At 69.5% G+C, this 13,809-nt stretch carries 5 protein-coding genes; 1 reads left to right on the forward strand and 4 read right to left on the reverse strand.

The features are described 5' to 3' along the window. Positions 1–3 precede the first annotated feature (3 nt). Positions 4–3,639: an AAA family ATPase gene (locus M6E97_RS28480; RefSeq protein WP_034005836.1), complete on the forward strand. Its 3,636-nt coding sequence runs from the start codon at positions 4–6 to the stop codon at positions 3,637–3,639. 21 nt (positions 3,640–3,660) lie between these two features. Here M6E97_RS28480 and recD read toward each other — a convergent pair whose 3' ends face one another. The 4 genes from recD to M6E97_RS28500 are packed head-to-tail and all read right to left on the reverse strand — an operon-like array spanning position 3,661 to position 13,793. Further along, positions 3,661–5,826: an exodeoxyribonuclease V subunit alpha gene (recD, locus tag M6E97_RS28485; RefSeq protein WP_003093778.1), complete on the reverse strand. Its 2,166-nt coding sequence runs from the start codon at positions 5,824–5,826 to the stop codon at positions 3,661–3,663. After that, positions 5,823–9,560 (reverse strand): exodeoxyribonuclease V subunit beta, encoded by a 3,738-nt coding sequence (gene recB, locus M6E97_RS28490; RefSeq protein WP_034005837.1) that lies wholly within the window; start codon positions 9,558–9,560, stop codon positions 5,823–5,825. The genes recD and recB overlap by 4 nt, the downstream gene beginning before the upstream one ends. Continuing rightward, positions 9,557–13,069: an exodeoxyribonuclease V subunit gamma gene (recC, locus tag M6E97_RS28495; protein WP_034005839.1), complete on the reverse strand. Its 3,513-nt coding sequence runs from the start codon at positions 13,067–13,069 to the stop codon at positions 9,557–9,559. The genes recB and recC overlap by 4 nt, the downstream gene beginning before the upstream one ends. Positions 13,070–13,109: 40 nt before the next feature. Continuing rightward, on the reverse strand, positions 13,110–13,793 hold the full coding sequence (locus tag M6E97_RS28500) for a lipoate--protein ligase family protein (protein ID WP_003110110.1): 684 nt from the start codon (positions 13,791–13,793) through the stop codon (positions 13,110–13,112). Between the last annotated feature and the right edge of the window lie 16 nt (positions 13,794–13,809).

Raw genomic sequence — 13,809 nt, forward strand, 5'->3', positions numbered from 1 at the left:
TCCATGAAGATTCTCGCCATCCGCCTGAAGAACCTCGCCTCCCTCGCTGGCGAGCAGGAAATCGACTTCACCCGCGAACCGCTGTCCAGCGCCGGCCTGTTCGCCATCACCGGTCCGACCGGCGCCGGCAAGAGCACCGTGCTGGACGCCCTGTGCCTGGCCCTGTTCGGCAGCACGCCGCGGCTGGAAAGCACTTCGGCCAGCAGCAAGGTTCCCGATGGCCGGAACGAGCTGTCCAGCAACGACGAACGCAACCTGCTGCGCCGCGGTTGCGCCAGCGGCTACGCCGAAGTGGATTTCGTCGGCATCGACGGCCACCGCTATCGCGCCCGCTGGGAAACCCGGCGCTCCCGGGACAAGGCGGACGGCGCCTTGCAAAAGAGCCAGCAGAGCCTCCAGGACCTGGAGACCCAACAAATGCTGGCAGCGAACAAGAAGAGCGAGTTCCGCGAACAGCTGGAGCAGAAGCTCGGCCTCAATTTCGCCCAGTTCACTCGCGCCGTGCTGCTGGCCCAGAGCGAATTCAGCGCCTTCCTCAAGGCCAGCGACAACGACCGCGGCGCATTGCTGGAGAAACTCACCGACACCGGCCTGTACAGCCAATTGAGCAAAGCCGCCTATCAGCGCGCCAGCCAGGCCGACGAGCAGCGCAAGCAACTCGAGCAACGCCTGGAAGGCAGCCTGCCCCTGGCCGAGCAGGCCCGGGCCGGGCTCGAGGCGGCGCTGGAATCCCACGCCCAGGCGCGTCTCCAGGAGCAACAGGCCCTGCAGCACCTGGAAGGCCAGCAACAATGGTTCACCGAGGAGCAGCGGCTGCTGCAATCCTGCGAGCACGCACAAGGCCAACTGGCCGAGGCCAGGCAGGCCTGGGACGCCCTGGCGACGGAGCGGGAAACCCTGCAATGGCTGGAGCGCCTGGCTCCGGTTCGCGGACTGATCGAACGCCTGAAGCAACTCGAGCAGGAACTCCGGCACTCCGAGCAGCAGCAGCGGCAGCGCACCGAGCAGCAAGCCGCGGGCGCCGAGCGCTTGCAAGGATTGCAGGCCCGCGTGCAGGAGGCGCGCGAGCGCCAGGCCCAGGCCGACAACCATCTGCGTCAGGCCCAGGCGCCGTTGCGCGAGGCTTTCCAGCTGGAGAGCGAGGCCAGGCGCCTGGAGCGAACGCTGGCCGAGCGACAGGAACTCCATCGGCAATCGAACCAGCGCCACGCCCAGCAAAGCGACGCCGCTCGGCAACTGGATATGGAGCAGCAGCGCCATGTCGCGGAACAGGCGCAACTGCAGGCGGCATTGCGCGACAGCCAGGCTCTCGCCGCGCTCGGCGACGCCTGGGCGACCCACCAGGGCCAGCTCGCCGCCTTCGTGCAACGTCGCCAGCGCGCGCTCGAAAGCCAGGCGCAGCTCCCCGAGCTGGAAAAATCCCTGGCCCAGGCCGGGGAACCGCTCGAACGCTTGCAGGCGCAATGGACCGCCCTCCATGGCAGCGAGCCGGACGACCTGGCGGCACGCCTGGACGAATTGCGCCGGCAGACCGATAGCCTGGAACGACAACAAGCGCTCCACAAGGAATGGCAACAGGCCCTCGACCAACGCACCGGCCTGGCTCGACGCCTGGGCGAACTCGACCAGCGTATGGTCGAGCAGGAGCAGGCATTGCTCGACCTGAAACGACAAGGCAGCCAATGCGCCGAGGAGGTGAAGGCGGCGGAGCAGGCCCTGGAGGTCACCCGCGAGTTGCTCCAGCGCCAACGTCTGGCCCGCAGCGCCAGCGTCGAGCAACTGCGCGCCGGCCTGGTGGACGGCGAGGCCTGCCCGGTCTGCGGCAGCCAGGAGCATCCCTATCACCAGTCCGAGCAACTGCTCGCCGCGCTCGGTGAACACGACGACCAGGAGCAGGTCCGCGCCGAGCAGTCCCTCGAGCGGCTGCGACAGACCCTGGTCGGTCTGCGCGAGGGCTATTCCAGCCAGCGGGAAAGACTCAACCAGAGTCGCCAGGAGCAGCAGGAACTGACTGGCCAACTGGCCGCGCTCGATTGGCAACTGGACCAATGGACGCTGCCGGAAGAACTGCGACTCCTGCAGCCGTCCGCGCAGTTGGAGTGGCTGGCACAACGCCTGGACGACCTGGCAGGGCAGCGCCAGCAGTGCCAACGAGACTTCGACCGGCTGATCGCCCGCCAGCGCCAGACCCAGCAATTGCAGCAGGAACTGCGGGCCGCCGAGACGATCCTGCAACAGCGCCAGCAGGCGCTGACGGAACAACGGCAGCGCTACGAACATTTGCAGCAGCAGGTCGAGGAGGACAGCCAGCAATTGCGTCCATTGCTCTCCGACGAGCACTGGCAGCGCTGGCAGACAGATCCGCTGCGGACTTTCCAGGCCCTCGGCGAGTCCATCGAGCAACGCCGGCAGCAACAGGCGCGGCTTCAGCAGGTCGAACAGCGTCTGCAGGAGCTCAAGCAGCGCTGCGATGAATCAAGCTGGCAACTGAAGCAAAGCGACGAGCAACGCAACGAAGCCCGCCAGGCAGAGGAAAGGGTCCAGGCGGAACTCGCCGAGCTGAACGGACGCCTCGGCGCTCACCTGGGCCAGCACGCCTGCGCCCAGGACTGGCAGCTATCGCTGGAGCACGCCGCGCAAGCGGCGCAGAGCGCCGTCGAGACGCTCCAGGCGCCCCTGGATTCGCTGCGCGAGGAACAACTGCGACTCGCCGAAGCCCTGGAACACCTGCAGCAGCAACGGCAGCGCCAACAGGAGGAGTTCCAGCGCCTTCAGGCCGACTGGCAGGCCTGGCGCGAACGCCAGGACAACCTCGACGACAGCCGCCTCGACGCCCTGCTCGGCCTTTCCGAGGAACAGGCGACGCAATGGCGGGAGCAATTGCAGCGACTGCAAGAGGAGATCACCCGCCAGCAGACACTGGAAGCAGAGCGCCAGGCGCAACTGCTCCAGCATCGCCGGCAGCGGCCGGAAACCGACCGCGAGGCGCTGGAAGACAACCTGCGGCAACAGCGCGAACGCCTGGCCACCAGCGAACAGGCCTACCTGGATACCTACAGCCAGTTGCAGGCCGACAACCAGCGCCGCGAGCAGAGCCAGGCGCTGCTTGCCGAGCTGGAGCGAGCCCGCGCCGAGTTCCGTAGATGGGGCCGCCTGAACGAACTGATCGGTTCGTCCAGCGGCGACAAGTTCCGCCGCATCGCCCAGGGCTACAACCTCGACCTGCTGGTGCAGCACAGCAACGTGCAGTTGCGCCAGTTGGCGCGGCGCTACCGCCTGCAGCGCGGCGGCAGCGAACTGGGCCTGCTGGTGGTGGACACCGAGATGGGCGACGAACTGCGCTCGGTGTATTCGCTCTCCGGCGGCGAGACCTTCCTGATTTCCCTGGCCCTGGCGCTCGGCCTGGCCTCGATGGCATCGAGCAAGCTGCGCATCGAGTCGCTGTTCATCGACGAAGGCTTCGGCAGCCTCGACCCGGAATCCCTGCAACTGGCGATGGATGCCCTGGACAACCTGCAGGCCCAGGGGCGCAAGGTGGCGGTGATTTCCCACGTCCAGGAAATGCACGAACGGATCCCGGTCCAGGTGCGGGTCCAGCGCGAGGGCAACGGCATGAGCAGCCTGAAGGTGGTCGGCTGAGCCGACCGCCCAGGCGGCACGTCAGAACGGCAGCTCGGTCTGTTCACCCGGAGCATGCGGCGGCTGCTCTTCCCTTTCCGGCCGCAGATGCAGCATCAGCCCGCTGAGCCGGCGCACCTTGCGCCGCACTGCTTCCTCGAACACCCCGGGCAGGCTTTCCACCAGGCTGAACCAGTCGCGGGCGCGGGTGATACCGGTGTACACCAGCTCCTTGGTCAGCACCGGGTTCAGCGCGTCCGGCAGGACCAGCGCGGTATGGGCGAACTCCGAACCCTGCGACTTGTGCACGGTCATGGCGAACACGGTGTCCACCTCGACCAGGCGGCTCGGCAGGACGAAGCGCACGCCGCCGCTACCGTCGTTGCGCGGGAAGGCCACGCGCAGCGCGAAGCGCAGGCTGCCGTCGTCGTTGCGCTCGGGCAGGCGCAGGGCGATGCCGATATCGCCGTTCATCAGCCCCAGGCTGTAGTCGTTGCGCGTCACCAGTACCGGCCGCCCCTCGTACCAGCCGTGATCGGCCTCGATCAGGCCAAGGCGCAGCAGTTCCGCCGCCACCCGCTGGTTCAGTCCTTCCACGCCCCATGGGCCGCGGCGCAGCGCGCAGAGCAGGCGGAAGGCGTCGAAAGCCGTCAGTACCGACTGCGCCCAGCGCTCCCAGGCGCCATCCTCCAGCGCCAGTCCGGCGGCCGGGCGGCCCTCGGCCAGGCGTTGCAGGTAGTGCCGGTAGCCGTACGGCGTGCCCGGCGCCTGCGGATGACCGTCGACGAACAGCCGGGCGAAGGCTGCATCGCGCTCCCCGCGCAGGCGCAGGTCGAAGAGGTCGGCGGGCGGACTGTCCAGCAGCGCGCGCGCGTCATCGGCCTGTTGCCGGTTGACCAGCCGCGCCAGGCGCCCGATCCCGCTGCTCGCGCCGAAGCGCCGGGAATGCCGCAGCATGACGGTCTGTTGCGCCAGCGGATGCGCCTGCGCCGAACCTTCGCGCAAGCCCTGCCAGGTTTCGCCGCTGACCCGCTGCAACCAGGCGCGGGTCTCGGCGCTGTACCAGCCCTCCTCGGCATCCCGGCAGAGATCGCCGAGCACCGCGCCGGCCTCTACCGAGGCCAACTGGTCCTTGTCGCCGAGCAGGATCAGGCGCGCCTGCGGCGGTAGCGCATCGAGCAGGCTGGCCATCATTTCCAGGTCGATCATCGAGGCCTCGTCCACCACCAGCACGTCCAGCGCCAAAGGGTTGTCCCGGTGGTGGCGGAAGTGCCGGGTATCCGGACGGCTGCCGAGCAGACGGTGCAGGGTAGTGACCTCGGCGGGGATCGCCTGCAACACGTCTTCCGCCAGCGGCAGGGCCCGGACCTGCTGGCCGATGGATTCGGAGAGACGCGCCGCGGCCTTGCCGGTGGGCGCCGCGAGGCGGATGCGCAGCGGCTGGCCGGCGACTACCGCCGGTGCCTGGAGCAGACCGAGCAGGCGCACCACGGTGGTGGTCTTGCCGGTACCGGGACCGCCGGTGATCAGGCTGAAATAGCCGCGGGCCGCCAGGGCACAGGCCAGCTTCTGCCAGTCGGTGACGCGCTGGCCGTCTTCCGTCGGCGCCTGCGCGAACAGCGCGGCCAGGCGCGGCGCCAGGTCTGCGGCCAGGGGCGCCTGCCGACCCAGGCGCTCGCGCAGGGCCAGAGCGATCTCCAGCTCGTGCCGCCAGTAACGACGCAGGTAGAGACGCTGAGCGCAAAGCACCAGCGGCGAGGTCGCCGTCTCGCTCGGCTCGGGATCGCCTGGGCGCTCGTCGACCACCTCCACCAGCGATGACGCCGCCAGAGCCTCGCGCCAGGCGTCGAGGCGCACGCCACGCAGCAGTTGCGACGGCAGCAGCACATCGCGGCCTTCGTCGCCTTCCGGCGGCAGCGACAGTGCCGCGTCAGGCGCGCCGAGGGTCGCCTCCAGGTCCAGGCAGACGTGCCCGTGGCCCAGTTGGTGGCTGGTCAGCGCTGCCGCCAGCAGCACCCGGGGATCGGCCTGCGGCTGCAACTCGACGAGGAAGGCGACGAACGCCCGGTCCAGCGCCCGCAGCCAGCCACGCGCCACCCACAGGTCGAGCTGGCGCAGCAGGTCGTGGCGTGCCGCCAGCGGTTGCGCTACCTGGTCGTCGCGGCCATCGCGGACTTCGCCGGCCAGTTGCTTGAGGGTCGGATTCATCGCTCGGCTCCCGGCTGGCCGCTGAACAGCGCGTCCAGGCGTTCGATCAGTTCCCGCGGCGGGCGCTCGAAGTGCAGGCCCTGGGTCGCCGCGCGGGCGCCGCGGAGGAACAGGTACACGGCGCCGCCCATGTGGCGGTCGTAGTCGTAGTCGGGCAGGCGCGCCTTCAACTGCCGGTGCAGGGCCAGCAGGTACAACACGTACTGCAGGTCATAACGGTTCTCCAGCACCGCGGCGGTCATCGCTTCCGGGCTGTAGGCGCCATCGTCGGCGCCCAGCCAGTTGGACTTGTAGTCGGCCACGTAGAAACGCCCCTGGTGCTCGAAGACCAGGTCGACGAAGCCCTTGAACATGCCGTTCAGCAGGGTCGGTGCCAGCGTCGGACGCGCCGCGCCGCCAAGGGTATGGCGCCGGACCAGGGCGTCGATCGCCTCGGCCTGGACCTGGTGGGTGGCGAACCAGAACTCCATTTCCACCTGGTAGGCGACCAGCCCGGCCAGGCTGGTTTCGCCACCGGGCCAGCGCAGCGGTTCGGCGAGATACTGTTCCAGCCACAGATCGAGCGGTTCGGCCCAGTCCTTCCAGCCCCGCAGGTCGCAGCGTCGCGCGACCAGTTCGCGGCGCCGCTGGGCATCGGCGCGCGCCACATCGAAGCCTTCGCGGCCGGCCCATTCGAGCAGCCCGTGGAGGAAGGTGCCGGGAGCCGGTCCGCGCGGGAAGCGATGCAGGTCGTCGCGCATCTCGCTGGCGTGCGCGACCGGCGGCTGTTCGGCGGAACGGCCTTCTTCGTGGAAGGTGGCTTCCTCGGCGCTGATCGGCTCCTGCGATTCGTCGCTCTCCAACGCCTCGTCATCGTCCAGCCCGGCGGAGGCCTGCAATTGCAGGCCGGAATAGCTGGCGACCCACCACTTCTCGCGGCTGCTGCGGCGGGTTTCGCGGGCCTGCCCAAGGCCCTGGCCGCGCCCTGCGACATAGCGTTCGGCGTCCGCCTCGGGGGCCGGCTCGACGACGATCTCCCGGCACTCGCCGCGCAGCGCGGCGAGGCATTGGCCGAGGCCATCGCTGCCGATGGTCGCGCCGCCGGCAAGCAGGTAGCCCAGGGCCCCCTTGTGCAACTCCGGCGACTTGCTGTTGCTCGCCACCAGCGGCGCGATGCCCAGCCACACCGAATGGCGGGCGCGGGTCAGGGCCACGTAGAGCAGGCGCATGTCTTCGCCGAGGCGCTCGTCGTTGGCCTGCTCGTAGGCCCGCGCAGCCTGCTCCTTGCGCCGCGCCAGCTCGATGACCCGCCCTGCAACGCCATCCTCGTGGAAACTTGCCGGCGCGCCGCTGTTGCCGTCCAGCTCCCTCCAGCTGCAGATGAAGGGCAGCAGCACCAAGGGGTATTCCAGCCCCTTGGACTTGTGGATGGTCACCACCTTGATCAGGTCGGCGTCGCTTTCCAGGCGGAGGATCTCTTCGCTCCCCGGACTCTGCACCTGCTCGGCCAGATGGCGAATCAGCGCGTGCTCGCCGTCCAGCTCCACCGCCGCGCGCTGCAGCCACTCGGCCAGGTGCAGCAGGTTGGTCAGGCTGCGCTCGCCATCGGCATGCCGCAGCAGGCGCGCCGGCAGTTCGAAGTCGGCGAGCAGGCGCCGCAGCATCGGCAATACGCCCTGGGCCTGCCAGGACCGGCGATAGTCGCGGAAGCGCAGGACCATCCGTTCCCAGAACAGTTCGTCCTGGTTCAATCGTTCCAGGGTCGCCCAGTCCAGGTGCAGGCTGCGGGTAGCCAGGGCGACCCGCAGCAGCGCATCGGCACCGGGATCGGCGCAGGCGCGCAGCCAGTGCAGCAGGTCGGCGGCCTCCTGGCTGTCGAACACCGAGTCGCGGTCGGACAGGTAGACGCTGGCCAGACGCCGCGCCGCCAACGCGCTACGGATCGCCTCGGCCTCGGCGCGACCGCGGACGAGGATGGCGATATCCGCCGGGCGCAACGCCCGCCAGCCGCCCTGCTCGTCGGCGAAGCCGGCGCGGCCCAGGTCGGCCAGGCTCAGCCAGCGGCGGATGGCGCTGGCGCTGCGCTCGGCCATTTCCTGGCGATACGCCGCGGAGCCGAGCACGCCGGCTTCGGCGTCAAGGTTCCAGAACGTCATCGCCGGCGCCTCGGCACCGTCGATCAACAAACGTTCGGCGCGCCCCTGGGCGTCCACCGCATGGAACGGCACCGGGTTTTCCAGCCCCTCGCGGGCGAAACGGAAGGCGCCGCGCGGATGCTCTTCGGCGAAGGCGAAGCAGCGGTTGGCGGCCGCCACCATGGCGGCGGTCGAGCGGAAGTTCTTGCCGAGGGTGTAATGCCGCCCGCGAGTGGCCTCGCGGGCGCGCAGGTAGGTATGGATGTCGGCACCGCGGAAGGCGTAGATCGCCTGCTTGGGGTCGCCGATCATGAACAGGCCGGTCTCCCGCGCCTGGGGCTCGCCGGGATCGGCGGCGATCCGGTAGATACGCTCGAAGATCCGGTACTGCACCGGGTCGGTATCCTGGAACTCGTCGATCAGCGCCACCGGGAACTGCTCGCGGATCAATTGCGCCAGGCGCTCGCCACCAGGCCCCTGCAAGGCGCGGTCGAGGCGGCTGAGCAGGTCGTCGAAGCCGATCTCGGCACGCCGCTGCTTCTCGACCTCCAGTTCGCGCCCGACTTCGCCCAGCGCGTGCAACAACAGGTGGGGAGCGAGATCGGGACGCTCTTCCTGATGCGCGGCCCAGGCGTCGATGGCCCTTAGCGCGGCATGCTCGGGCGCCACGCGCTTGGCGGTGAGCTTGATCCGGGTCTGGCCGAACTTGCCCAGGTTGGCCGGCTGCTCGCCGCCCTCGCTCCAGTCCGCCAACGCTTGCAGCCAGGCGTCGAAGGTCTCGTCGCTGTCCTTGCCGCGATAGCTGTTGCCGTTCAGGTAGGGACGCAGGTCGCGCAGCAGCGCTTCCAGTTCGACGCGCGCTGCGCGCCAGGCGGCGCGGGCCTGCGCGTCCAGTTGGTCGAGCTGGCGATACCAGTCGCCGCCCTGCTCCAGCAAGGCTGCCAGTGACTCGGGCGCACTCAGCGCCTGGTCGGCGTAGCGGAAGTCGGCGTCCTGCCGCGCCAGCAGCGGCTGCAAGGCCTTGCCCAGCGCCTCCGGCCCACTGTAGCAACTGGCCACGGCTTGCGCCGCCGGAGCCGTCAGGCCGTAGAAGTTGCGCCGCCAGTAGTCCCGCACCACTTCGGCGAGCAATTCGCTCTGGTCGGTTTCCAGGTTCTGGGTGAACAGGCTGCCGCTGTCGAAGGCGTGCTCGCGCAGCATCCGGTAGCACCAACTGTGGATGGTCGATACCGCGGCCTCGTCCATCCACTCCGCGGCCAGGCGCAGCAGGCGCGCGCAGCCCGGCCAGCGCTCGGTGGGATACTGCTGGCGCAACGCGACCAGCAGGCCGTCGTGGCGCTCCTGCGGCTCGGCGAAACAACGCGCCGCTTCGCCCAGGCGGCTGCGGATACGCTCGCGGAGTTCCTGGGTCGCCGCATCGGTGAAGGTCACCACGAGGATTTCCGGCGGGCTCAGCGGCCGGCCGAAAGCGCTCTCGCCGCCATGGTCGAGGACCAGGCGTACGTATAGCAGGGCGATGGTGAACGTCTTGCCGGTACCGGCGCTGGCCTCGATCAGGCGGCTGCCGTGCAACGGGAAATCCAGCGGATCGAGGGCCACGGGCATCTGCTGCTGGCTCATGCCTGCTCCTCCGCGCCACGCCCCAGGGCAGCCAGCAGCGGCGCGTAGAGCTGCTCGGCCCAGTGCGCGAACTCACCGCTGGCGAGCAGCCGGTCGAAGTCCGGATAGACCCGAGCCAGCGCCGGCGAGGCGTCCACCTCGCCCCCCATGCCGAACCCTCCCTCGTAGCGCTTGCGCGCCTCGCGCATGGCTTTCTCGGGCTCTGCGGCGCCACCACTGGCGAGCCAGGCGAAAGCGGTCCGGCAGGCCAGCGGCAACGGCTGGCGCATGCCCTGGCGCCAGGCGTCGATCAACTGGTCGAGGTACTCGCCGGCACGCTCGCTCGGCAGCGGCGGAATCTCCAGGGTGCCGGTCTGGCTCACCAGCACGCTGCTCACCGGCTGGCCGAGACATTGCAGGGCGAGGTGCTGCAACCAGTGGCGCACCAGGCTGTGCCACTTGAAGCCGCGCCCTTCATGGAGCTTGCCGCTGAGCAACTGCAGGCGCGCCAGGCGCCCGGAAGCGTCGCGACGCAAGCCGCCGAGCCAGTCCTCCAGCTCCAGCCCGGACGGATGGCGATGGCGCAACTCCTGCTGCTGCTCGACCGCCTCCGGCCAGCGCTCGATTTCCTGGCGGTAGCGCCAGAGCAGGTCGGGCAGCGGTTGCAGCAAATGGCGCGCGGAGAACTCGCCGAACGCCGCCAGCGGCAGGCGACCCTGTCGCCGCAGTCGCTCGACCTGGGCCTGCAACTGCGCCGGCAGGCCCTCGGCATTCCAGTCCCGCTCGACCCAGCGCTTCATGCGTTCGGTCAGCTCGAATTGCAGCTTCCAGTTGTCCAGCGCGTCCAGTTCGAAAGGCTCTTCGTCGTTGCCGGTCAATTGCTCGTCGTCGAAACGCACCTTGAGCCGCTGCTGGAAGAACGCATTCACCGGGTTGGCGAGGAACTCCGCCAGCGCTCGCAGCCCCAGCGCGCCCTCCAGCTCCAGCGGCGGCAGTGGCGCTTCGGCGTCGGGAGCGCCGATCTCATCCTCGCGATGGACCTCGCGCCACTCGCGGGCGTAGGTGAACAGGCCATCGACGCTCTGCTCCGGCGCATCGTGAAAATACCGGCGGCTGAACGGCTGCAGCGGATGCTCCTGGGTCAGGGCACCCAGCAGCGCCTCGCCGTCGCCGTCCGGATCCAGGCGCCAGCCGGCCGCCAGGTGATCGCGCAACTGGCCGATCAGCACCGAGGGCGGCCGCTCGCCATTGTCGCGGATACTCCGCCCCACCCAGCTCACGTAGAGTTGCTCGCGCGCCGAGAGCAGCGCCTCGAGCAGCAGGTAGCGGTCGTCCTCGCGCCGCGAGCGGTCGCCGGGGCGGTAGTCGTTGCGCATCAGGTCGAAATCCAGCGGCGACTGCTGGCGGGGGTAGTCGCCATCGTTCATGCCAAGCAGGCAGACCAGCCGGAACGGGATCGCGCGCATCGGCATCAGCGTGCAGAAACTCACCGCGCCAGCCAGGAAGCGCTGGTTCAAGCCGCCCTGGTCCAGGCCGCCGAGCCAGGCCTCGCGTATCACGCTGATCGGCAGCGGCTCGGCGAAGGCCGCACAGGCGCAGTGTTCCTGCCAGCGTTCGAGCAATTGCAGAAGCTGGGTGAGAAGCAGTTCGTCGCGCTCGTCGTGGGCCTCGAAGAACACCGTGAGCAGGGCCTGCAGGCGCTCGCCCCACTGCGCCGGGGTGGCCGGTTCGGCCAGCTCCGCGTAGGCCACCTCGAGGCGTTCCAGCAGCACAGCCAGCGGGCCTGCCAGGGCGGCGTCCAGGCCACCGACCTCATCGTAGGGCTGGATGCCTTGCAGGGCCGCGCCTTCGCCGACCGCGTAGCCGAGCAGCATGCGCCGCAGACCGAAGCGCCAACTGTTGCCCTCCAGTCCCGCTGGCAGGCCGAGACGCTCGCGCTGCGCGGCATCCAGCCCCCAGCGCACGCCGGCGCCTTCGATCCAGCGGTGCAGGGTCGCCAGGTCGGCCTCGTCGACGCCGAAACGCCGGCGCAATGCCGGGACGTCCAGCAGGTCGAGGATCTCGCTCACGGCGAAACGGCTGTCGGGCAGTTTCAGCAGGTGCTCCAGGGCGATCAGCAGCGGCTCGCGACCGCGCTGTCCCTGGTCGGCCAGGGTATAGGGAATGAAGCGCTGGTCGTCGCGCGGCACCTGGCCGAACACCGCCTCGATGTGCGGCGCGTAGGCGTTGATGTCGGGGACCATGACGATCACGTCGCGTGGCTTCAGGCTCGGATCGGCGTTGAAGCGGGCGAGCAACTGGTCGTGGAGGATCTCCACTTCGCGCTGCGCGCTGTGGGCCACATGGAAGCGGATCGAGGCGTCGCTCCGCGGCGCCACCGGCGGCCAGTGCTCGCGGGTTTCCGCCAACGGGCGCAGTTCGAGGATATCGTCCTGCAACTGGCCGAGCAGCCCGTGCGGGGCCTCCTCGCTGAACAGGTCGATGCGCCCGCCGTTGACCTCGCCGAACAGGTTCCGATAGCTGTCCGGGTCGTCGTAGCTGTCGAGCAGGTTGATGTAGTCGCGGCCCTGCTTGCCCCAGGCCGCCAGCAACGGCTGGGCATGCTGGTGCTGGCGGTCCTCGTCGAGGTCGGCGGGGACGCCGGCGCGGCGCTGCTGGCGGCGGTACTCGTGGCGCAACAGGTCCTTGTCGGCGACGATGTCGGCCCAGTGGTGGCGACAGGGGTTGTGCACGCAGAGCAGCACCTGGCTGAACCTGGCCAGGGCGGCCAGCGCCTCGAGGGTCTGCGCCGGCATCGAGGAAATCCCGAACACCACCACTCGTCGCGGCAACGCGCGCGGCGCCGCGCTGGCGGAGCGCAGCGCCTCGATGAAGCGCCGGTGCACGCCGGAGCGGCTGCGGGCCAGGCTATCGGCACCGACGTCGGCGAGCAGCGCGCGCCACAATTCGGCCTGCCAGCGCTCGTCGGCACCGAGCGGGCGCGCCTGCCCGTTCGCCGTGCGCAACTGGTCGCGGCCCTGGCTCCAGTCGTCGAGCCAGTCGCCGCGATAGACCTGGTACTGGTCGAACAGGTCGGCCAGGCGCTCGGCCAGTTGATGACGCTTGCGCAGGTCGGCATCGTCGGCGAGGAAACGTTGCAGGGTGCGGAACTCGGGACGCTCCAGCAATCCGGGAAGCAGACGCATCAGGCGCCAGGTCAGCGGCGCCTTGTCCAGTTCGGAAACCTCGGGAATGCTTTCGCGGCCCAGCACCGCGCGATAGGCCTGCCAGAGGAACTGCGCCGGCAACTGCACCTCCAGCGCCGCGGCGATGCCGCCACCGCCGCCGTCCTCGCGGGGATCTTCGGCCAATGCCAGCTTCAACCATTGGGCGATGCCGTTGCTGTGCACCAGGACCCGCTCGCTTTCCAGCGGCGCCAGCGGATAGCGGCGCATCCAGGAAACGGCGAGGTCGCGCAGGTCGTCCAGGCGATTGCCGTGGACGATCATGAATCCGGGCGTGAGGGCGGTGGTTCCCAAGGGTTCTGGCATCGGTACGGCTATTCCTGGCGCAAGGCTCTGGCGAAAGAGGTCAGGATCTGGCGGCGACGAAGCGTCGTTCCAGTTCGAGGCTGTCGGCCATGCGGAAATCGCTCCAGCGCTCGCTCAGGCCGAGATGGCTGTCCGCCTGGCAATCCGGGGCACTGGCGCAACGGCGGGTGAAGGTGTTGACCACCTCGACCATCTCCTCGCGCTCGGCGCCGACCAGCAGCGCCGCGTGCGCCAGCACCACCGGCCGGCCGGCGCCGTTGCGCCGCCAGCGTTGCGCGGTCCCGGCGAGCTTGCGCCCATCCAGGGTGACATTGTAGCGGCCGTCGCAGAAGGAACCGGCCACGGCGCCCACGCCGGCGTCCAGGCCGCGCTCGCGGAGCCAGTCGCAGATCGGCTGGCACAGCCGCAGGTAGGCGGTTTCGATACGGGTCTGCTCGTTGTCGCCAGGCCCCAGCGCATAGGACAGGGCGATGTTCAGCACGCCCGGCGATTGCGGCACCGGCTCGCCGCCGGTATCGCGCAGCAGCACCGGCCAGCCGCGTTCGGCGACCGCTGCGCTGGCCGGCGCGAACCCTTCCAGGCGCTCCATCCGGCGCGGCATGACCAGCGCCCGATCGCACGGCTGCCAGAGCAACAGGCCATGCTCGCGGGCACCGCCACACACCTCGTCGAGCAGGGCGCGCTCGGCGTCCAGCCCATCCTGCACGGAAAACACTTCGACCACGATTCTTCCTCTTCCA

Origin of the sequence: Pseudomonas sp. B111, from assembly GCF_026428275.1 — a bacterium.
GTDB classification, from domain to species: Bacteria; Pseudomonadota; Gammaproteobacteria; order Pseudomonadales; family Pseudomonadaceae; genus Pseudomonas; species Pseudomonas aeruginosa.